This window comes from Marinomonas maritima, assembly GCF_024435075.2.
Lineage (GTDB): Bacteria > Pseudomonadota > Gammaproteobacteria > Pseudomonadales > Marinomonadaceae > Marinomonas > Marinomonas maritima.
The window spans coordinates 1,098,720-1,119,424 of the sequence record NZ_JAMZEG020000002.1 but is presented as its reverse complement, the minus strand read 5'-3'; the positions used below and the strand labels follow the sequence as shown (position 1 = coordinate 1,119,424).

The following is a 20,705-nucleotide window of genomic DNA, read 5'->3' as shown; positions in this document are numbered from 1 at the left end:
CCCACCACCTGTGGAATTATTATGAGATTATGACAAGGCTTCTTCCAATTGAAGCGCAAGTTTTTCGATCGAGGGGCCTTTTAAAAGATCAACCAAAGGCACGGTTACAGGCATCTCTGCTTCGATTTTATTTTTAAAGGCTGTGCTCAGAAGCGAATCGAGACCTAGGTCAAGTATGCCAACTTTTTCATCCAATGATTCAATGTCAATTTTGGTTGTCAATGAAAGTTGTTCTTTCAAAAAGCCAGTTATGAGTAAGGTTCGAGCGTCTCCCTGTGTTGTTTTTAGCGCTTCTGAAAAGTCGATTTTTTCTACAGCGTTGTCAGAGTCTTTATCGACTTGAGGCAGTAAGTTAGACATCAGTGCAGGAACACCCAATGGGAATAGAGTGTCAGAATGGGTCCAGTCTATTGGTGCAATCAGAACGTTTGCACTGTCAAAACGGTATAGGTAGTTGAAAATTTTCTCGCCATTACTTGCTGTGATCGGGTTAATGCCGGCTTTTTCGAAGAACTCGTCAAGTTCAAGTTCTTGAGCCATTCCTAATCCGGTCCAAGGGCCAAAGTTTATTGCCAACGCTGGCAAACCTTGCTGACGACGGAAATGCGCAAGTGCATCCATAAAGCTATTGGCTGAGGCGTAGTTTGATTGACCGATTGCTCCAAAAATAGATGCATAGGAAGAAAACAATACAAAACTTTCAAGTTGTTCTTCAAATGTTTTGTGTAATGCCCATGAACCATAGATTTTTGCATTGTAAATAGCATCGATATCTTCTTGAGTCATATCAGATACTAATTTGTCACGAACTATACCGGCACAGTGAATAACATGTCGAATAGGAGGGTAACCATTTGCGACGTGATTTGCCGACATCTCTAATAGTTCACCTGTTTTTGTGATATCGGGGGTTACGACCTGAATTGTGGCGCCTAAAGCTTCAAGTGCTTGAAGTTTTTATACTTGCCGACCTATTCGTGTCGTTGAGTCAATCTCTTCCCAATTTTCTCGTGCCGGCAGGGCCGTGCGAATGTGTAAGATAATATGTTGAGCACCATACTTAATTAAGTGTTTTGCGTATAAAACTCCTAAATCACCTAGCCCACCGGTTATCAGATAGCTGTCTTGCGAATTAAATACCGGAATTAAAGGGTTCGCCGGTTGTGTGTGTGCTTGGAGCTTGCCAACGAAGCGTTTGCCATTTCTGAAAGCTATTTCTTCATTAACACCGCCTGAGAGAATTTCTGTAGCCAATGTCAGTGCTTCATCCTTCATTGGCTCATGATCAAGGTCGATGATGTTATGCCATATTTTAGGACGTTCTTGGTTTGCCATGACGCGAGAGAAGCCTGATAAGTGTGCCTGGCTTAATTCAATTGGAACATTAACACTTGGATTGCTCTCAATTGCGTGCATACCTCGTGTGACTGGCCAAACGTGAATTTGCCTATGAGTGGCATCAATCGCTTTCAGCAATGACAATAGAGAATACACACCGAGTTCATGTGAGCGTTCAATATCCTGAATATCAAAATCTACTCCTTTGGTACTATTTAGAGGCCACAGCCATAAAATATTTTTCGCATCTGGAGAGGCTTCTAATACTGCTTTAAAGGCTTCAATATTGTTTACAGGCACTCCCCCAGTGATTTTATTAAACTCATCAGCACAGGTGAGCAGCGACACTTTGTTTCCATTTTCAAAAATGATATTGGAAACATCTTGACCTAATTGGCTATTATCCGAGAAAACAATCCAATCTCCTTTGTCTTTGAGGTCTGTGTTGGATTTAGGGGACTCTGACCATTGAATATGCTGGAACCAAGTGGATTCATTTCCATGGTTATTTTTTGATTCAATCGTTGAAGCTTGCACATTTAACAGCTCCAAAACCGGTTGACCATCCATGCCAAAGAAACTTACATCACCGATCAGGCTATCTGATGTATTTGTTGTTAGGCGGGTGCAAATTGTTAGTGAACCTTCTAAAGAAGCTAGCTTTGTTACCAGTCCAATATGGGTAGGTAAATAAGTTGTATTTTTATGGCCTCCGGCGATCAACAATGCTTGTAGACCAGCATCTAAAATTGAAGGGTGAACTATAAAGTCCTGAGTATCTTCGGGCACTTCAATCGTTGCTATTGCATAACCATCCTTCTTGGCAATGCTTTGGATCAGTTGAAACGATTCTCCATAGTTGAAGCCCATGGTTTCAAATTGACTAAAAGTATCCACTTTAGAGTGTTCAGAGTAGGTGGCATCCGAAGTAATATTTGGAACGCTTGTCTCGTTGTGAGTTGGGTTGGATAGCGCCAACCGACCTTTGGCATGATGTTGCCAGTTATCCGTCACGAGCGTTCGACTGTAAATATCGAATTGACTGAGACCGCTGGTCAGCGAAATTTGAACTGTTACCGGATTAACTTTGGAGATAAATAATGCTTTTTTCAGCTTTAGGTCATTTACTGAAAACCTTAATGTATCGTGTAACGACTGCGCTGCTTGTAACGCCATTTCGACATAGCCAGCGGCAGGAAAGACCGCCTCCCCCTGAACTTTGTGATCGAACAGATAATTTAACTCAGCGCCTGAAATTTCGAGTTCCCAAGTGGGATTAGAAGAGGGTTGCCTAATACCCAATAAAGTATTTTCATTCCCACCTTGTAACCAGTTAAGAGTTTGAGGTGATTCGCTGCGATAGAGGTTTCTTTGCCATGGGTATGGTGGAAGAGACAACCTTTTATTGGCTGATTGCTGTGTTAAAGACCAATCTACATTGAATCCATTGATGAATAAATCCGAAATAGATTTTTCAAACAACTCAGACTCGGCTTCTTTGCGGCGAAGTGATGATAAAACCACGCCAGTTTTATTGCTTTCTGTTAACAATTGAGCGACAGAGCCACCAAGAACAGGATGTGGACCGACTTCAAAATACAGTTGACTCTTTTCTCTTTGGAGTATGTTGTTTATTGCATCTGAGAAGTAGACTGAATCCCGTAGGTTTCGCCACCAATATTCCGGTGTCTGGTCTTCACCATTTATGATATCGCCCGTTACCGTTGAATATAAGGTGATGTGGGTTGGTTTTGGTTGAATGCCCTCAACGGAGGAAAGGAATTCGTCTTTTAAATGGTCCATCGCTGGGCTGTGGTAAGGTACTTCTACTCTTAGAAACTTCTGAAAAATGCCTTGCTCTTCCAGCGTTTTTGCAATGTCCACCAAGGCAGGCGTATCGCCAGCCAACGTAATTGCTGTTGGTCCATTGATGGCTGCAATGGCAACTTTATCTGAAACAGGTTTAATCGACTCTTGTGCTTGTTTGTAATTCAATCCAACGGCAAGCATGCCTCCGCTGCCTTTGGTTGTTTGTTGCAAGCGGCTTCGGTGATAAACAACCAGAGCAGCATCCTCAAGAGAAAGCGAGCCTGAAATGTAAGCTACAGCCGTTTCACCGACGCTGTGACCTACTAACACATTAGGCAATACACCTTTTGAACGGTAAAGCTCAGCCATAGAAACTTGAAGTGCAAAGTTACTGGTTTGAGCAATTTGTGTCTCCAGCATACGACTATTTTCTTCACTTGCCGTAAATTCGTTACGAAGTGACCAGTCGTTGGTGAGCTTTGCAAAGGCTTGATCGCAGCGGTCAAACATGTCAGCAAAAACTGGTTCGGATTCTAGCAGCTCCCGACCCATTGCCCACCATTGAGGTCCCATGCCGGACAACACCATTGTGGTTGTGAGTGATTCACCTTTTTCTAGCGATAGTATTCTACCAACAGACAAATTTGGTGATACTTCGGAGTTTAGGCGCAAATTGAGTTGGCCAATCAGTTCATTCGCCTCGCGCCCCGTCGCCACTAGTCGGTACTCGTGTTTGGCTCTGAGTAATGCTGCGTTTGCGCACACTTGTGCCGCATCAATATTTGGTTTACTCAGTAGTACAATGTAGTTTTGTGCTAGGGCATTTAGCGCCGCTTCCGATTTGGCTGTTAAAACGAGTTTTAAGAGTGAGTTGTTGCTATTGGAGGCGGGCTGTAATGATTCAGTAACCTCTGGTGCCTGTTCTAAAATAACATGGCAGTTACTTCCACCAAATCCAAAAGAGTTTACGCCTGCTAAACGTGCTCTATCCGTCACTGGCCAAGTCTGTGCTTCTGTGACGGGTTTTAGTTTTAGCGCTTTAAAATCAATTTTTGGATTGTTTTTTTGGTAATGAAGGATTTTTGGCAACTTTGCCTGATGGATACACAACGCTGTTTTGATTAGTCCCGCAATACCTGCCGCGGCTTCTGTGTGACCAAAGTTGGATTTGACCGAACCAATGAGACATTCTGAATGGTCATTACGCCCAACGGATAACACATTACCTAAAGCATTGGCCTCGATTGGATCACCTACTGGTGTGCCAGTACCATGTGCCTCAACGTATTGGATGTCAGAAGGGTGGATGTTAGCTTTCTTGCAGGCAATTTCGACAAGTGCCTGTTGAGCTAATCCGTTAGGTACTGTTTGACCTGAGCTTTTACCGTCTTGATTCGTTGCAGAGCCCTTAATAACCGCATAGATTCGATCATTATCTGCTATGGCTTTTGCTAGAGGTTTTAAGACAACCAGTCCAGCGCCTTCGCCACGAACATAGCCATCTGCTAGGCTGTCGAAGGACCTTGAACGACCAGTAGGCGATAGCATATTTGCTTTGGATTCGGCTACTGTAATACCTGGATTGAGCATTAGGTTAACACCGCCAGCAACGGCAGACTCGCATTCACCATTGTTAATATCTTGTACTGCAAGGTGTACAGCAATAAGGGATGAAGAACATGCTGTATCAAGCGTCATACTAGGGCCATTGAAATCAAACAGATAAGAAATTCTGTTGGATAGCAACGTCATCATTGAGCCAGTTGCTGTATGGGCGTTGAGTGAGTCCCAGTTTGTATGACTTGTTTCATTTACTAAATGGTCAAGTGTAAATGCACCCACAAACACACCTGTGCTCGACCCTTTTTGTGAATAAGGGTCGATCCCTGCATCTTCCATTGATTCCCAGCAAACTTCGAGAAGTAGGCGTTGTTGAGGGTCCATACTGGAGACTTCAACCGGCGTGAGGCCAAAAAAAGATGCATCAAATTTATGCGGTTGGTCAATGAATCCACCCCACTTTGTACGTGCTTTTCCAGGCGTATGTTCTGATGAGTAAAATTTGTCTGCCCGCCAGCGATCCTTGGGTACTTCACCGATGGCATCAATACCATTAAATATTAACTCAGAAAACTTTTCTGGGCTTGAAGCGCCGCCCGGGAATCGACAGCCAATACCAACAACTGCAATATCAGATTCTTTATAATTACTCATCTTAATCTCCTTTTAATAAGAACTACGTATTCAAAACTATGATCTAGTGATTGCCTTGATTGGAATTAAGGGAGTCCCATATATCCAACGCTTAAGCATCATTAGTTTCAATTTTCCAACCTTGGAAATTACATATTTATATTTCTACTGGTTACTAATCATCCTTGTTATTTTGATTTGTAATTATTGAGCACAGACTTCATTTTTTATTAAAATCAGGCTCCGTCGAAGATTTTGATAAATTACCTATTTTAATTAGATATTTTCTTAATATGTCGATTTAAGGGACTATAAGGTGGTTTGCGGGAAGCTCTCCATGAAATTTAGGCCGGAGTATAAGAGATATAACGAGGAGCTTCATTAACCTAGGTTAAAATTACAAATAAGTTTTAACTTATTTTGTAGAGATAGAGGAGGGACTGAGTGAGTGGGTGAAATGGAATCTCGTATTGTAATGTCTGCCGTCATTTAAAAAATGTGTGATAAAAGTTACGCAGGCACTTATTTTGAGTTAAAGCTCTAATTTATCATGGATTATAAATATTTGTCCTATAGGTCAAATAATGTTTGAGATAAGTTTTCGTTTCTTTATTCGTGAGAGTGCAACATTTGTAATGCCTAAATAAGACGCTAGATGATAATCGGGTATTCGATCAACGAGTTTGCCTAATTTTAAAATCAATCCATCGTATCGAGATTGAGCATTTTTAACTAAAAAATCATATTCGCGTTTAAATTTCTGGTCGGCCAAATTTTCTGCATAAGGCAATGCAAATTTCTCCCAAACGCCATAACTTTTCAGAGTATGTTGAAAATCGCGAAAAGAGACTGACCAAAGGTCAGATTGAGAGAGTGATTCTATACTAAATAAGCTGGGCTCAATTCGCGCACTGGGGGTAATTGGCCAAATGAAATCTTTTTCTTTAAAAAAACCTTTGTTGAATTCTTTGCCTCCGGTCGTGGTGTAGTAAAAACGCAATAGGCCAGTACTAATAAAGTACACGCGGTCCCATTTCGTACCTTCTTCTACCAGTCGAATATTTTTGTCAATTGACTCAAATTTAAACATATTGCTTAGGTATTTAGATTCGGTTTGGGTCACACCCAAAGTCTCGGAGAAATAATTGTCAGTAAACTTTTTCATAACATATCGGAGCCTGTTTAGGGTTAGGCATGACAATCATCATTGAATTGCTATATACGATGTGCCGAAATCTCTATCGTCCCAATATACGAACGACAACATTAATTAGATATTTATCTCATTTTATATACTAATGAGCAATATACTGAATTTGGTAAAATTGACAATGATTTTTACATTGTATTGTAAAAAATACCCTTCCATGATAACAACTTACCTTTATGTGACTATTGATTTTATAGAGCGTAAAGTGACGCACTTAGGGTTTGAGTTTGGGCATAAAAATCAAATCATTATGACGTGGTGGCGTTGGTGTTTGGGGCAAAGTTACGGACACACACAGGCTAAAATTTTAGTATATGAGTTGTCTGAGAGGAAATAGCAAAAAAGCATTCTCATCGTCTGAAATAAACGTTTCTCATTTTTCACTCGCTTTGATAACTGTTATCCTTGCCGTATTTGAAAAATAACAGAGTAGATAGAATGATTAATGACAACGATGTAATTGAAACCTTAGCCGAGCTTGAGACGTTTTTACGTGCGATAGAAAACGGAGGCTTAGGCCTTGCTAATGCGGCTGGTGTTGCGTTGGCCACAAATAATACAAACGGTCGTCCATTTCTTGCTGTGCTGGATGATAATCAGCAATTGCTCTTGGGGCGCTGGGTAAGTGCAGATGTGTATGAAAATGGCAAAGACATGGTTCGTTACGGTACGAAAAAAGTGCATTAATAAATGACGTTAATTTAGATTCAAAAAATCCCGCTTAAGCGTTTGCCGAAGCGGGATTTTTTATGCCATAAAGGCGCTTACTGTACTAGTTCGTTGTCGGTGAATTCACCTTCAAACAAAGCCGTAGACAAGTAACGTTCGCCAGAGTCAGGTAATACTACGACGATTTTTTTGTCTTTAAACTCGGGCAGTTTGCTTAATCGTTCCGCTGCAACCACGGCGGCGCCACAAGAAATGCCGCATAAAATGCCTTCTTCTCGCATTAGACGTTTTGCCATGTCAATCGCGTCTTCATTGGTTACTTGCTCAACTCGATCCACCATAGACAGGTCTAAATTTTTCGGTATAAAACCTGCACCAATACCTTGGATTTTATGAGGCGATGGCGATGGTGTTTCACCTTTCATTGTTTGTGTAATAACAGGGGAGCTGGTGGGTTCTACGGCAACGCTGATAATGGCTTTGCCTTGTGTATTTTTAATGTAGCGACTCACGCCTGTGATCGTGCCGCCTGTGCCAACACCCGCCACAAAAACATCAATTTCGCCATTGGTGTCTGTCCAGATTTCTGGGCCTGTGGTTTTTTCATGAATTTCTGGATTGGCGGAATTATCAAATTGTTGAAGGTGTACAACGTTTTTGTCTTGTGCAATTTCTTCTGCTTTGGCAATCGCGCCTTTCATGCCTTTTGCTGGTTCCGTTAATACGATGGTTGCACCGAGGGCTTTCATAACTTGGCGACGCTCTACGCTCATGCTGGATGGCATTGTGATCGTAATAGGGTAACCACGAGACGCTGCAACGAAGCATAGGGCGATGCCTGTGTTTCCACTGGATGCTTCAACAATCGATTTGCCTTTGCTTAGAATGCCTTTTTTCTCTGCATCCCATACCATATTGGCACCGATACGACATTTTACCGAGAAAGCAGGGTTGCGAGATTCGAGCTTTGCCCAAATATTGCCATTACCAATGCGGTTTAAACGTACCAGTGGCGTATTACCAATAGTAAGAGAGTTATCTTCAAATACGTGATTAGACATACCATTTCCTTTTTTGGTCAATGAGTGGTTACTGCCGATCAAATGCAGCATATTGGTTTCACTATAACCTCTTCATGGGGATTAATGTTAGAATTTCCAATTATATAGATAGAAACGGCACCCGCTGCGAACTTATCAAATGACGCCAGTGCCAATCAATTAGGATACTTTTTTAATACCATGCTAAATCATGCTGTGATGACACGCGATCGTCATCTTATTGTCCGTAAACAAGAGCAACTTGCTAAGCGCCGAAAAGACGGTTTACCCAGTGACCGTATGGCAAATGAACTTGACGCCATTATCGAAAAGTCGAGTGCGTTGCACCAAGCGCGTACGGCTCGTATGCCTAAAATTACCTATAACGAGAGTTTGCCTGTTGCGGTCCGCGCCGATGAAATTATCAAGGCGATTCAAGAAAACCAAGTCATTATTATTGCGGGTGAAACGGGCTCCGGCAAAACGACTCAGTTGCCTAAAATGTGTTTGCAAGCAGGGCGTGGCTTAGCGGGTCTTATTGGGCACACTCAGCCCCGTCGAATTGCGGCGCGCAGTGTGGCGGAACGTATCAGTGATGAGCTGCAGGTTAAGCTTGGTGAGCAAGTTGGCTTTCAAGTCCGTTTTAGCGACGAAAGTAATGAAGAAACGCTGATCAAATTAATGACAGACGGTATTTTGCTGGCGGAAATACAGCAAGATAAACTGCTTTATAAATACGACACTATTATCATCGATGAAGCCCACGAACGCAGCTTGAATATCGATTTCTTGCTGGGGTATTTGAAACAAGTATTGGCGGCGCGTCCTGATTTAAAAGTCATTGTGACGTCCGCGACCATCGATGTAGAGCGCTTTTCAACGCATTTCGATAAGGCGCCGGTTATTGAGGTGTCTGGTCGAACCTATCCTGTAGAAGTACGTTATCAGCCGTTATTGAGTAAGTCTGATTCGGAAGAGCTGGACGAAGACCAAAGCATGGAACATGGAGTTCTGGACGCGGTGGAATTATTGATTGCCGAAGAAAGAACGTCAGGCTATCGTGGTGCCGGTGATATTCTGGTGTTTTTACCGGGTGAACGTGAAATTCGTGAGACCGCTGAAATTTTACGCCGAGCCGAGTTGCGTGGCACCGAAGTTTTGCCTTTGTACGCTCGATTAAGTACGAGCGAGCAGCAGCGTATTTTCAAGTCTCATTCTGGACGTCGCATTGTGTTGTCGACCAACGTCGCAGAAACCTCGTTAACCGTTCCGGGTATTCGTTATGTGATTGATCCCGGTTTGGCGCGTATGAGCCGCTACAGTGTGCGGTCCAAAGTTCAGCAATTGCCTATCGAAAAAATCAGCCAAGCCAGCGCCAATCAACGAGCAGGGCGATGTGGCCGTGTGGCGGACGGTATTTGTATTCGCCTTTATGACGAAGCAGACTTCAGTAATCGCCCTGAATTTACGGACCCAGAGATTTTCCGTACTAACTTGGCGTCGGTTATCCTGCAAATGGCGAATTTGAAGTTGGGGCCAGTTGAAAAATTCCCTTTCCTTGAAATGCCTGAAAAACGCATGATCAACGATGGCTATCAAGCATTGACGGAACTGGGGGCTTTGCAAAAAGATCGATTGACGGCCGTTGGCCGACAACTTGCTAAATTACCGATTGATCCGAAACTGGGGCGGATCTTGATTGCTGCCGAACAGCACAGTGTCTTAAAAGAAGTGGCGATTATCGTCAGTGCCTTATCGGTTCCTGATCCACGAGAACGTCCTCAAGATAAGAAAGCGCAATCTGATCAGGCTCATGCTGTAGACAAAGACGAAGACTCAGATTTTGCCGTGTTTTTAAACTTATGGGAGCGTTACGAAGCCCAGCGTCAAGAACTGTCTCAGAACCAACTTCGTCAATATTGCCGTAAGCAGTTTCTGAATTTTATGCGAATGCGCGAATGGCGAGACATACATCGACAAATCATGATTGCTTGTAAGCAGCTTGGTTTTAAAGAAGTGCAGCATGAAGAGCGTCACTACGAAGCGATTCATCGATCTTTGTTGGCTGGCTTGTTTACGCAAGTCGCGAATAAAATGGAAGACAGCAAGGATATGCTCGGTTGTCGTTCGCGTAAGTTGTCGATTTTTCCGGGTTCTATGTTATTCAAGAAGCCGCCACAATGGATCATGGCCGCCGAGTTGGTTGAAACCAGCAAGCTTTATGCGCGTGTCACGGCCCGAATTGATCCTATTTGGATTGAAGAGTACGCGGCGCCGTTTGTGAAGCGTCAGTATTTTGATCCGCACTTTGAGCGCACTCAAGGGCGTGTCATGGCGCAGGAGCAAGTGTCTTTGTATGGGTTGGTTATTGTGGCTAAGCGACGTATGGACTACGGCCATATCAATCCTGAAGAATCGCGTGAAATTTTTATCCGTTCTGGTTTGGTGGAAGGTGAACTTCGTACTAAGCAGGCTTTTTTTCGTAAAAATAAAGCGCTCATTGAAGAGCTCGAAACACAAGAAGCCAAATTGCGTACCCGCGATATTTTAGTGGACGATGAAGTGGTGTTTGCGTTTTATGACCAGCGTTTACCCGCGGATGTACGCAACTTAAAAAGTTTAGAGTACTTTGTTAAAAAGTCTCCCGATGTGCTGCTTATGACTCGTGATGACTTGGTCAATCAAGACGTTCATGTGGATGATATGGCGTTTCCTGACTCCTTTGGTCTGAATGGCGTGGCGTTACCGATTGATTATCAGTTTGATCCGGGTAAAGAAACCGACGGTGCGACATTAAAAGTGCCTGTAGGCCTATTAAGACAGTTAAGTTTAGAGGATCTAGGGTGGGCGGTGCCGGGCTTTATTAAGGAGCGCTGTGAAGCGCTATTAAGAGCGCTTCCCAAGGTATTACGTCGTCGTTTTGTACCGATTCCTCAGTTTGTGGATCGTGTCTATCCCAACTTGTCGAAAGAAAAGGGTGACCTGCTTGAGCAACTTAGCTTGCAGATTAAACGTGAAACCCTGATTGATATTCCTCTGAATGAATGGAATGCAGAAAAACTAGATTCTCATCTTACTCTCAACCTAGAAGTTGTTGATGAACGTGGCAAGGTGCTAGGAGTGGGTAAAAATCTTGCACAACTTCAAACGCAATTTAGTGACCTTGTTCAAGAGAGCTTTGCCAAGTTTGGTACGAAGCAACATGAACAAGAAGGATTAACCACTTGGCCAGAGCAAGGCATTCCAGAGCGCCAAGAAATTAAGCAAGCGGGTATTAAAGTCACCGCATTTCCCGCCTTGGTCGCCCAAGGGGAAAGTGTTGCTTTAAAAATGTTTGATGACCGTAACACGGCGATAGAAACACACCGAAAAGGCGTTATTACGCTACTAAAATTGACTTTAAGTAAGGAAATGCGCTATTTACAAAAGAACCTACCGCATTTAAGAGAGTCCATGTTGATCTTTTCTCCACTGGGGCAGAAAGAAACGTTATTGGATGATCTGTTGAATGCCGTGTTAGACAAGGTGTTTTTAGATGGACGTTCCTTACCGCGCACAAAAGAAGAGTTCGAACAGTGCGTGTCGACACATAAGCTTAGTTTGGTGAGTGTTGCCAACGAGATGGCAGAACAGCTGTATCGGGTCTTGTCTTCTTATCAGGGCGTGGCTAAAAAAATGAAAGGCAGTATTCCTCTGCCTTGGACAAGAGTATATGGTGATATTAAGATTCAGTTAGGTCAGCTGGTGTATCCTGGTTTTATTGGCAATACACCGTTATTTTGGCTAGGGCAGTTGCCGCGATATTTTAAAGGGATTGAAGTCAGGTTAGAGCGGTTTCAAAACCATTTGAATAAAGAGAATGCCTATGTGACGGAATTAGAAAGTTTGTGGCAAACCTATGTTCGCCAGAAAAAAGCGCACGATGATAAAGTGTTATATGATCCTGAATTAATAAAATATCGCTGGATGTTAGAAGAGTATCGTATTTCATTGTTTGCTCAATCGGTAGGAACCTTAGAGCCAATCTCAGAGAAACGACTTACGAAGCAGTGGCAAGAAGTTAAAAAATTGATTTGATTTATAGATAAACGTTTGTCTTTTAGCCAGATGCTGTATGTGAAGTCTTTCAAATTAAGGATAGTGAAAATGTTTAAAGTAATAGGTGCTTTACTTTTTGGCTCTATGTTATTGCTTGTGCAATCTTGTGCAAATGTGCCAGTAGAAACCAAAGAAGATCCATGGGAAGGCTTTAACCGCTCTATGTTTACCTTTAATGATGCGATCGATGGCGCCGTTTTAAAGCCAATTGCGAAAGGTTATAAAGCGGTCACGCCAAACCCCGTGCAAAAAGGGGTAAGCAATTTTTTCTCTAACCTTGGCGAAATTGGAAATATCACTAATAATCTATTACAAGGAAAATGGGATGAGACGTCCTCTTCCACTTTTCGTTTTTTGATTAATAGTACCGCAGGCTGGTTTGGTATTTTTGATGTCGCAAGCGAGCTGGGGCTAAAACATTATAAAGAGGATTTCGGCCAAACGTTAGGTTACTGGGGGGTGTCGTCTGGTCCTTATCTTGTATTGCCATTTTTTGGCCCTTCAACTGTACGTGATGGTTCGGGTTTGGTGGTCGAATACACGTATATTGACGAAACAGAAGCTCTTAATTTGAGCCGTGATGATAAATTGGGATTGATGGCTCTGGATGTTGTCGATACTCGTGCTCGTTTGCTTAGCGCCGAATCTTTGATTGTAGGAGACAGGTACAGCTTTATCCGAGACGTGTATTTGCAGAGTCGAGCGTATGATGTCTATGACGGTAACCCTCCGCGAAAAGAGCAATCACATGAAGGCTCGATTGATGGTAGTTGGGGCGAGGATAGCAATGATGATTCCTGGGGCGATGACTCTTGGGGTGACGATGAAGGTTTTTCTAATAGTGGCCAGCCTGAAGGTACCAGTTGGTCTGAATAATTGAGGTAATGGTGATGAATGAGTAAGAAGCTTCCGGTATCTCATTGGTTTAATAATGATTTCTTCAGTGAAACCTTGTTAAAGGTTTTTTTACTGGTGATTGGGGTTTCCTGTCTTATTCTTATTTCTCTCAATACCTTTGCAGAACATTATACCGTAGCCTTTTGTGAAACCCTTCTTCTTATCTTAACGGCCAGTTTATGGTTTCTTCCCAGGCGATGGCATTATTACCAATGGGTTGTTTTCTTTTATGTGTCCTTTATATTTTTAGGCATCCTGGCTGTGGTTGCATTTTCACCTTTATTTTCAGGTAGGCAGGTATGGGTGTTAATTTTTCCTATGAGCGCCTACTTGATGTTGGGTCGACGTATTGCCGTGTGGTTAAGCGGTGTTTGCCTCGCATTAGTGGCGATAATTTTATATTTACGCTTCTATGACCCTCATGGTATTCAACTCGTTAGTGTTGTGATCAATTTAGTCTTTGCCTATCTTTTTCTTTGGGGGCTTACTCATGGCGCAGAGAAAATACATAAAAAAATGATGGCAACCTTAACGGTAGTGGCTTCAACAGACCCTTTAACGGGCCTCGCAAATCGTCGAAATATGATCGCTAAATATGAACAACAGTTTAAAGCGGCGAAAAAAGATGGCGATGGGTTGGCGTTTGTATTGATCGATTTGGATCATTTTAAAAGAGTGAATGACAACTATGGCCACGACATTGGCGACGCTGTCTTGGTTGATTTTGCTGAAAGGTTGAGAGCTCATGAGGGAGACAGTGAACAATTGTTTCGTTTGGGTGGCGAAGAGTTTTGTGTGCTGATGTCAGCGTCGAAAAGCAAGACATGGGCAGTGTCGTTTTGTCAGTATATTCACGATACGCCGTTTCGCTTTAATGGCCATGATATTTGTTATACGGCGAGCATTGGTGTTTCAAGCAGTAACGAAGAGGGTGGCGATTTTAAGCATTTATATTCGATTGCTGACCAACGTTTATATAAAGCCAAAAACAGCGGGCGAAATTGCGTTGTTCTAGAAGGGTAAATTTTAGTGATGTTAGGGCATCAAAGGATGCCCTTAACTTAATTTTTAAGGGTGTTGGTTGTGGTGGTTAGCGTGACTCTTAAAAGCTTTCCAGAATCCGTACCAATATAGAGGGCCCCTTTTGAGTCTTGAGCAATAGAGCGAAGTCGTTCATCTAAGTTTTGAAGATAACGTGTTTCTGTTACTTCGCCGTTTGCCTCAATTTTTACCTTGTTCAAATGCCTTAATGCGAGTGCCGTCGATAGAAAATCACCATTCCAGTTGGAAAACAAAATACCTTGATAGCGTAACAAGCTACTGGGCGCGATCGACGGAATAAACACTTTAGCAGGATTGTCTATACCTTCTTTTTCTGTGCTTTCTCCTACATCAATAGGTCCCCAATACTCCTTGCCGTAAGACACAATTGGCCAACCATAGTTAGCACCGGGACGAATCAGATTAATTTCGTCACCGCCTCTTGGTCCATGTTCGTTTGACCATAAAGTATGGCTGTTTGTATCATAAAATAAACCTTGAGGATTGCGGTGTCCGTAACTCCAGATTTCATTTCTAATGTTTGCGTGCGTTACAAAAGGGTTATCCGCAGGCACTTGACCATCCAAGCTTAAGCGAATAATGCTGCCTGCATGGTTGGTCAGCTCTTGAGCGCTTTCTCTGACACCTCGATCACCGACCGAGAAAAACACATGGTCTTGATCGTCAAAGGCTATGCGTCCGCCATAGTGTTTTGTTTCTGTCGTGGCAGAGTCTGAGACGAGTAAATCATGCCATTCGGTAAGGGTATTATTAACCAACTTAGCCCGCGCGAGCGTCGTGCGTGATCCTTCATTCGATGGCTTTGAATAGGTGAAATACAACCATCCTTGCTCGGTGAGTTGTGGTGACTTAGCCACATCCAGTAAACCGCCTTGACCGGCATTATCGACAGCAGGGAGTCCGCTCAGCGCTTGTTTTTTCCCAGTGGCTAAATTGACTCGGTAGGCATCACCTTGTTTGATAGTGATGATGGCTTCTTGATCATTAAGCACGGCGATACCCCATGGAGTACCATCAAACTGTGTAATTTGATCGATGTTTAAGGCGTCATTGCTAATGTCGGCATCTGAGGCGTTTGCACCAAGCGCCACAAGGCTAGCTAAAAATAGAATCCAATGTTTCATAGAGCGACCTCTCTCGCGTATTTCAGTGCAGTATATAGAAAATTGTTGAGACAAAAGGGGCGAAGAGGGTATTTCCTTAACAATTGCCGATTACTTACCCAGTTGTAGGAAGAGTTCAGCTAACGTTCGTTAAAGTATGAAAATGTGATTTTTTGGCGTAATTATGCAAAAAATCATTGAGCAGATTATCCGAAGTAGCGCTCATTTTCTTCCACGTGGCGAGTAACCACGGCATTTGCGGCAATAATGGCGCTATTGCCAATGTTGATGCCTGGTAAAATTTTGGCGCCACCACCAATCCACACGTTATTGCCAATCGTGATAGGTTGTGTAAAGCATTCACCCGAAGCGCGTAATTCAGCGTCTCTTGGATGATCGACCGTATAAAGGTGCACGCTTGGTCCAATTAATACATCGTCGCCAATATGAATTGGGGCGCTGTCTAGAAAGACGCAGTGGAAGTTAATAAACACGTTTTTACCAAGGTGAATTTGAGAACCGTAATCACATTGAAAACCGGGTTCGATGACAACGCTGCCAAACTCAGCAAACAAGCGAGTAACATGGCGTAAATTGCCTTTACTTGGATGCGTATTGAATTTTGCGCAAGCTAGGCGGGCGGTTTCTCGGCGTAGGCGAAGGTCTGTATCAATCCCATTGAAAGTCTCACCACGGATCATTTTTTCAAATTCAGTCATTATCAGTTGCTCATTATCACGGTGGCTTTTATGTAGGATAGAAACATGAAAGCATAAAACAAATGGGCATAAAAAACGCGACCTAAGTCGCGTTTTTTCTTTTAAAAGTGACGCTTAAAGCATAGACGCTAACGTGACTTCTAACTTACGCTGATCGGCAGCAAAGTTACGAATGCCTTCAGACAGTTTCTCTGTTGCCATCGCGTCTTCGTTCATTGCCCAACGGAACGCTGCTTCAGTGATGGCAGCAGGCGCTGGTTTCACGTCGGTTGTTGGGATCAATTTACGCTCAAGTTTGCCTTCGTCTTTCTTCAGTTCTTCCAGCAAGTTCGGGCTAATCGTCAAACGATCACAACCAGCAAGTTGCTCGATTTCACCAAGGTTACGGAAGCTCGCGCCCATTACAACCGTTTTGTAACCGTGCTCTTTGTAGTAGTTGTAGATTTCAGTGACAGAAACCACACCAGGATCTGTTTCTGCAGTGTATTCTTGGCCAGTTGATTTTTTGTACCAATCAAGAATACGACCCACAAAAGGAGAGATCAGGTAAACGCCCGCTTCGGCACAAGCTTTTGCTTGAGCGAAAGAGAAAAGTAACGTCAGGTTACAGTTGATGCCTTCTTTTTCTAGCTCTTCTGCGGCCTTAATGCCTTCCCAAGTAGACGCTGCTTTAATCAAAACGCGGTCACGAGACACGCCAGCGGCTTCGTATAGCGCGATTAATTTGCGTGCTTTTGCAAGTGTCGCTTCTTTATCGAAAGACAAACGCGCGTCTACTTCAGTAGAAATGCGGCCTGGAACGTATTTCAAAATTTCAGTTCCAACGATCACAGCAAGCATGTCACCAGCGTCTAAAATTTGCTGATCTTTGTCGTTGCTTTGTGTTTTTGCCCAAGCAACCGCTTGATCAAGGAAAGGGGCGTATTCTGGAATTTGTGCAGCTTTAAGCATCAAAGATGGGTTAGTGGTTGCATCTTGTGGTAAAAAATCTTTGATTGCCGTGATATCACCGGTGTCGGCCACAATGGTCGTGAACTCTTTTAACTGAGATAACTTATTGCTCATTGCTCTTATCCTTTGCGTTGATGATTTTTGACCAATTCAATGGCCTCTAATAATACATTTACCTTTGCGTCAGCTTTGTGACCATTCTCAGATAGGTAGCGACGGAACTGTTTACCGCCAGCTTCGCCCTGAAAAATACCCAAAATATGTCGGGTTAGGTGCATCAAGCGTTCGCCTTCTTCTAGCTTACGTTCAACATAAGGAACGTAAGCCTCTAACGCTGCATAGCGATCATGTACCAATGACTGACCGCCAAATAATACTTCGTCGACTTGGTTTAAAATCCAAGGGTTGTGATAAGCCTCGCGGCCAACCATCACGCCATCGACGTGTGCCAATTGTTCTTGGCATTCCGCTAGTGTTTTTATGCCACCGTTTAAGATGATTTCAAGGTCTGGGAAATCCTTCTTCAACTGATGTACATAATGGTATTTCAGTGGTGGTACTTCACGGTTCTCTTTCGGACTTAGGCCTTGCAAGATTGCATTACGCGCATGAACAATAAACGTTGTCACACCGGTTGTTGCCATATCACCAACAAAGTCCCGAACCACGCTGTATTCTTCTTGCTCATCTAAACCAATGCGATGTTTGATCGTCACTGGAATACTGCATGCATCTTGCATTGTGCGCATGGCGTCTTTCACTTTATCTGGGTAAGCCATTAAACACGCGCCGATCAAACTGTTTTGAACTCGATCGCTTGGGCAACCAACGTTTAGGTTAACCTCATCAAAGCCAGCCTGTTCAGCCATTTTTGCGCACTTACCTAACGCAGGAGCATCGGACCCACCAAGCTGTAAAGCGATAGGGTGTTCACACTCGTCATACCGTAAGAATCTTTCAGGATGATTGCCTTGCAGCAATGCACCCGTTGTCACCATCTCAGTATAAAGCAGCGTATTTTTGGTTAATGTACGAGCAAAGACTCTGTAATCTGAAGTCGTCCAATCCATCATAGGGGCAATGGAAAAACGGTGATTAAGCTTGGTGCTTGGGCTTACTGGGGTTGTTGACCCATTTTCTAAAGGCATTTTATCTTGTATCGAATAAGTTCAAAAAAGCGTCGTTTCTAAATGAAATAGCATCTTACGACAGATGGCCAATATTATGTCATAAAATTACAAGATTTCTAAGGGACAAGTGGATCTAGTTTCAGATTAACGGGAAAAACAACCTTAAAATGTACCAATAAGAGTAAGTATAACGCCATCAGTTTGTTTAATTGAAACTATGTATTGTCTGCTAGGAGCGTCGTAAACAAGAAGGCATTACCGACACATTGTCGTGTGGGGCATATCGGCAGAAGAGGCTGGTTCCACGTCATATGGGACTCATCCCAAAGAACGCACTTGTAGTGGTCAAGTAAAGCTCGTCACTAATTTTAAAGAAACAACTCTTCCTATAGACAAAGCGGCGGTTCAAAAGACGGTTATAGTCATGGCTTCGCCACGGTATAACCGCTCGTAGTTAGCCACTAAGGATTATGGCCACTCTAAAGTGCTCTGCTAATTTTGAAATTTCTAGAAAAAACGCACTGACGATTACATAGAGACGATTTAACTGCATTACCCTGCAATTATCGTTAATACATGGTTGTCCATTAGCTCAAAGTATCCTTTAAAACGCTTTCCTTTTGGTAAGCTTAAACATAAAGATCGGGTTAACTGAATAATAAATTGATTATCCTTCTCTGTAATGCTCACAATTTCTGCTGCTGAAAAATCAAAATATTCATTTACTTGAGGATATAAGGCTTTGAACAGACTTTCTTTGGCCGAGAATATCAGCGTTAGCATGATTTCGAATTTTAAGTGATAGCTCGTAAGCTGTATTTGCTCATGAGGGTTGATGATTGTACTGGCGATGTCTTCGCTAGTGGAAGGAGAAATGAATTCTTCGAAATCAATCCCAATATAATCAAAATCTGCTGTTGTACCCACTGCCGAATAAGCTGTGTTATGGGTATGACTGATCGAACCGTTTATCGCTATTGGCCAAGATGGGGCACGATCAATGCCAGTCGATACTGTGGTGTTTTCAATGCCTAATGCCGAAAGTGCTAATTTAGCCATATAGCGGCCAGCGAGATATTCGGCCTGCCGTTTAACAACGGATCGGTGGAGTGAATTAGGGAAATAGATATCAAATTCTTCAAATAGCCTCTGTGTGTATCTAGTGTTCGTGTAGTTACAGCTGAATATCGTGAGTTTAGGTAAACGAGCGATAACAACCTTATTGCAACTTAAAAAAAACGAACTGAGTTCACTCTCAACCACCTTCACATCTTGAGCCATGAAAATTACGCCAATCAATGTTTATCTAATAACTGAATCAGGGACTTCAAGTTGAGGATACTATTTGGATTTAAAAGAAAATGCCACTGAGCTTAGAGGTACAGCTAAGATTTTTAAATTCAAAGCTGCCCCTTCTCATCAACAATTTTTGTTTTTCTAGCACGGGAATTGAATATAAATCGAACACTTTGCATCAGTAAACTTGAGATGCCCAATGCGAGTACAATCGGTGTTCTTTTGTTTGGGCGAGTCAGTGATTTTTTCCATATTTTACGTACAGTAGGGAAGGATAAATCGCCCATTATGTGCAATGGAGAGCGCCAACAGTTCGCAATGGTTATGCCGAAACTAGATCCTATTGTTTCAACACCATGCCACCAAAAGGGAGGAATATAAAGTGCATCTCCAGGCTCCACTACGGCGAGTATAGGCTTTAGTTTTGAGGCTTTTATTGGGTCAAAGCAATCGCCATTGCTTAAATATGCATCAGTGGTAAAGGCCTCATAAACAATGTTATCCGTTTCTGTATCTGGTGGCAGTAGACCCACTTTTTTTGAGCCGATAACTTGGCACATTAGCGTTTCATCAACAAAATGATAATGCCAGCCGGTCCCCGCACCCTTATACATAAATGACCGAGATGCAGGGTAGAGGATTGGCTTAGGAGGAGAGGGTAAAAATGAAAATCCTGCTACATCTTTGGCTAATGCTAAAAAAGGAGGTTTATCAAACATCAGAGATGGTGCGCTGGTGATGCCGGAGCTGGGGTGGCAGAGTATATCTAATACAAAGGAAAAGGGCTTTACTGTTTCATCTACTTTCATATTATCCGTATGGTCGTAATTCATATGAGGATAATAGGTAATGGGGGAATCACCACATTTCGCTTTGAGATAGTCTGGATCTCCCCATTTTTTTATTGCTGGCCAGTGTTTAATTGCACCTTTAATGAGACACGGGCGATTGTTTGATACGAAATATTCCATAAACACCTTTGGTGTAAGTTGCTCTGCGTCAATGGTGGTGATTGATTGCGCGGCATCGATACCTGGTATGTTCTTTAGAATGTTTTCGTCCATTGTTTCACTTCCTATCAAAGGTAAATACTCTGATGGTCTGCAAACTCACCGCCATTGTCAATGTGATGTTATGGTAAACAGGCTTTTAGTGTCGGATTTTCCAGAGCTAGCGGTCCTGTTACCTGC

The 20,705-nt window shown here is 42.8% G+C and carries 13 protein-coding genes and 1 pseudogene; 4 read left to right on the top strand and 10 right to left on the bottom strand.

Annotated features, from left to right (window positions below; translation table 11 throughout):
- Window positions 1-27: 27 nt before the first annotated feature.
- The 3 genes and pseudogenes from M3I01_RS11190 to M3I01_RS11180 form a co-directional block, all read right to left on the bottom strand.
- Window positions 28-360, bottom strand: a complete 333-nt coding sequence (locus tag M3I01_RS11190) for a phosphopantetheine-binding protein (RefSeq protein ID WP_255896135.1) — start codon at window positions 358-360, stop codon at window positions 28-30.
- A 201-nt stretch (window positions 361-561) separates the two neighbouring features.
- A pseudogene (locus M3I01_RS11185) lies at window positions 562-5,361 on the bottom strand (SDR family NAD(P)-dependent oxidoreductase); the annotation flags it as partial.
- A gap of 556 nt (window positions 5,362-5,917) precedes the next feature.
- Window positions 5,918-6,505, bottom strand: a complete 588-nt coding sequence (locus tag M3I01_RS11180; RefSeq protein WP_255895957.1) for a Crp/Fnr family transcriptional regulator — start codon at window positions 6,503-6,505, stop codon at window positions 5,918-5,920.
- A 483-nt stretch (window positions 6,506-6,988) separates the two neighbouring features.
- Between M3I01_RS11180 and M3I01_RS11175 the strand changes: the two genes are divergently transcribed.
- Window positions 6,989-7,237, top strand: a complete 249-nt coding sequence (locus M3I01_RS11175) for a hypothetical protein (RefSeq protein ID WP_176335207.1) — start codon at window positions 6,989-6,991, stop codon at window positions 7,235-7,237.
- A 77-nt stretch (window positions 7,238-7,314) separates the two neighbouring features.
- Here M3I01_RS11175 and cysK read toward each other — a convergent pair whose 3' ends face one another.
- Window positions 7,315-8,280, bottom strand: a complete 966-nt coding sequence (gene cysK / locus M3I01_RS11170; RefSeq protein ID WP_255895956.1) for a cysteine synthase A — start codon at window positions 8,278-8,280, stop codon at window positions 7,315-7,317.
- Between the two features lie 180 nt (window positions 8,281-8,460).
- On the opposite strand from cysK, the gene hrpA reads away from it, so the two are divergent.
- The 3 genes from hrpA (at window position 8,461) to M3I01_RS11155 (ending at window position 14,277) form a co-directional block, all read left to right on the top strand.
- Window positions 8,461-12,336, top strand: a complete 3,876-nt coding sequence (gene hrpA, locus M3I01_RS11165) for an ATP-dependent RNA helicase HrpA (protein ID WP_275565073.1) — start codon at window positions 8,461-8,463, stop codon at window positions 12,334-12,336.
- A gap of 69 nt (window positions 12,337-12,405) precedes the next feature.
- Window positions 12,406-13,233, top strand: a complete 828-nt coding sequence (locus tag M3I01_RS11160) for an MlaA family lipoprotein (RefSeq protein ID WP_255895955.1) — start codon at window positions 12,406-12,408, stop codon at window positions 13,231-13,233.
- A gap of 18 nt (window positions 13,234-13,251) precedes the next feature.
- Entirely contained in the window at window positions 13,252-14,277 is a 1,026-nt protein-coding gene (locus M3I01_RS11155; protein ID WP_255895954.1) for a diguanylate cyclase, read from the top strand.
- A 38-nt stretch (window positions 14,278-14,315) separates the two neighbouring features.
- Here the strand turns inward: M3I01_RS11155 and M3I01_RS11150 are convergent, their stop codons facing one another.
- The 6 genes from M3I01_RS11150 to M3I01_RS11125 form a co-directional block, all read right to left on the bottom strand.
- Window positions 14,316-15,440 carry a PQQ-dependent sugar dehydrogenase gene (locus M3I01_RS11150; RefSeq protein WP_275565072.1) on the bottom strand — a complete coding sequence of 375 codons (1,125 nt, stop codon included), beginning with the start codon at window positions 15,438-15,440 and terminating at the stop codon, window positions 14,316-14,318.
- A 185-nt stretch (window positions 15,441-15,625) separates the two neighbouring features.
- On the bottom strand, window positions 15,626-16,138 hold the full coding sequence (locus tag M3I01_RS11145; protein ID WP_255895953.1) for a sugar O-acetyltransferase: 513 nt from the start codon (window positions 16,136-16,138) through the stop codon (window positions 15,626-15,628).
- 114 nt (window positions 16,139-16,252) lie between these two features.
- Window positions 16,253-17,203, bottom strand: coding sequence for a transaldolase (tal, locus tag M3I01_RS11140; RefSeq protein WP_255895952.1), 951 nt, complete (start codon window positions 17,201-17,203; stop codon window positions 16,253-16,255).
- A gap of 5 nt (window positions 17,204-17,208) precedes the next feature.
- Window positions 17,209-18,237, bottom strand: coding sequence for a tRNA dihydrouridine(20/20a) synthase DusA (dusA, locus tag M3I01_RS11135; RefSeq protein WP_255895951.1), 1,029 nt, complete (start codon window positions 18,235-18,237; stop codon window positions 17,209-17,211).
- Between the two features lie 534 nt (window positions 18,238-18,771).
- Window positions 18,772-19,500 carry a 4'-phosphopantetheinyl transferase family protein gene (locus M3I01_RS11130; RefSeq protein ID WP_255895950.1) on the bottom strand — a complete coding sequence of 243 codons (729 nt, stop codon included), beginning with the start codon at window positions 19,498-19,500 and terminating at the stop codon, window positions 18,772-18,774.
- A gap of 119 nt (window positions 19,501-19,619) precedes the next feature.
- Window positions 19,620-20,579, bottom strand: coding sequence for a cupin-like domain-containing protein (locus M3I01_RS11125; RefSeq protein ID WP_255895949.1), 960 nt, complete (start codon window positions 20,577-20,579; stop codon window positions 19,620-19,622).
- Window positions 20,580-20,705 lie beyond the last annotated feature (126 nt).

Bases quoted from the DNA above. Each gene is read 5' to 3' on its own strand.
- M3I01_RS11190 (WP_255896135.1), bottom strand. From the start codon at position 360: ATGTCTAACTTACTGCCTCAAGTCGATAAAGACTCTGACAACGCTGTA.
- M3I01_RS11180 (WP_255895957.1), bottom strand. From the start codon at position 6,505: ATGAAAAAGTTTACTGACAATTATTTCTCCGAGACTTTGGGTGTGACC.
- M3I01_RS11175 (WP_176335207.1), top strand. From the start codon at position 6,989: ATGATTAATGACAACGATGTAATTGAAACCTTAGCCGAGCTTGAGACG.
- cysK (WP_255895956.1), bottom strand. From the start codon at position 8,280: ATGTCTAATCACGTATTTGAAGATAACTCTCTTACTATTGGTAATACG.
- hrpA (WP_275565073.1), top strand. From the start codon at position 8,461: ATGCTAAATCATGCTGTGATGACACGCGATCGTCATCTTATTGTCCGT.
- M3I01_RS11160 (WP_255895955.1), top strand. From the start codon at position 12,406: ATGTTTAAAGTAATAGGTGCTTTACTTTTTGGCTCTATGTTATTGCTT.
- M3I01_RS11155 (WP_255895954.1), top strand. From the start codon at position 13,252: ATGAGTAAGAAGCTTCCGGTATCTCATTGGTTTAATAATGATTTCTTC.
- M3I01_RS11150 (WP_275565072.1), bottom strand. From the start codon at position 15,440: ATGAAACATTGGATTCTATTTTTAGCTAGCCTTGTGGCGCTTGGTGCA.
- M3I01_RS11145 (WP_255895953.1), bottom strand. From the start codon at position 16,138: ATGACTGAATTTGAAAAAATGATCCGTGGTGAGACTTTCAATGGGATT.
- tal (WP_255895952.1), bottom strand. From the start codon at position 17,203: ATGAGCAATAAGTTATCTCAGTTAAAAGAGTTCACGACCATTGTGGCC.
- dusA (WP_255895951.1), bottom strand. From the start codon at position 18,237: ATGCCTTTAGAAAATGGGTCAACAACCCCAGTAAGCCCAAGCACCAAG.
- M3I01_RS11130 (WP_255895950.1), bottom strand. From the start codon at position 19,500: ATGGCTCAAGATGTGAAGGTGGTTGAGAGTGAACTCAGTTCGTTTTTT.
- M3I01_RS11125 (WP_255895949.1), bottom strand. From the start codon at position 20,579: ATGGACGAAAACATTCTAAAGAACATACCAGGTATCGATGCCGCGCAA.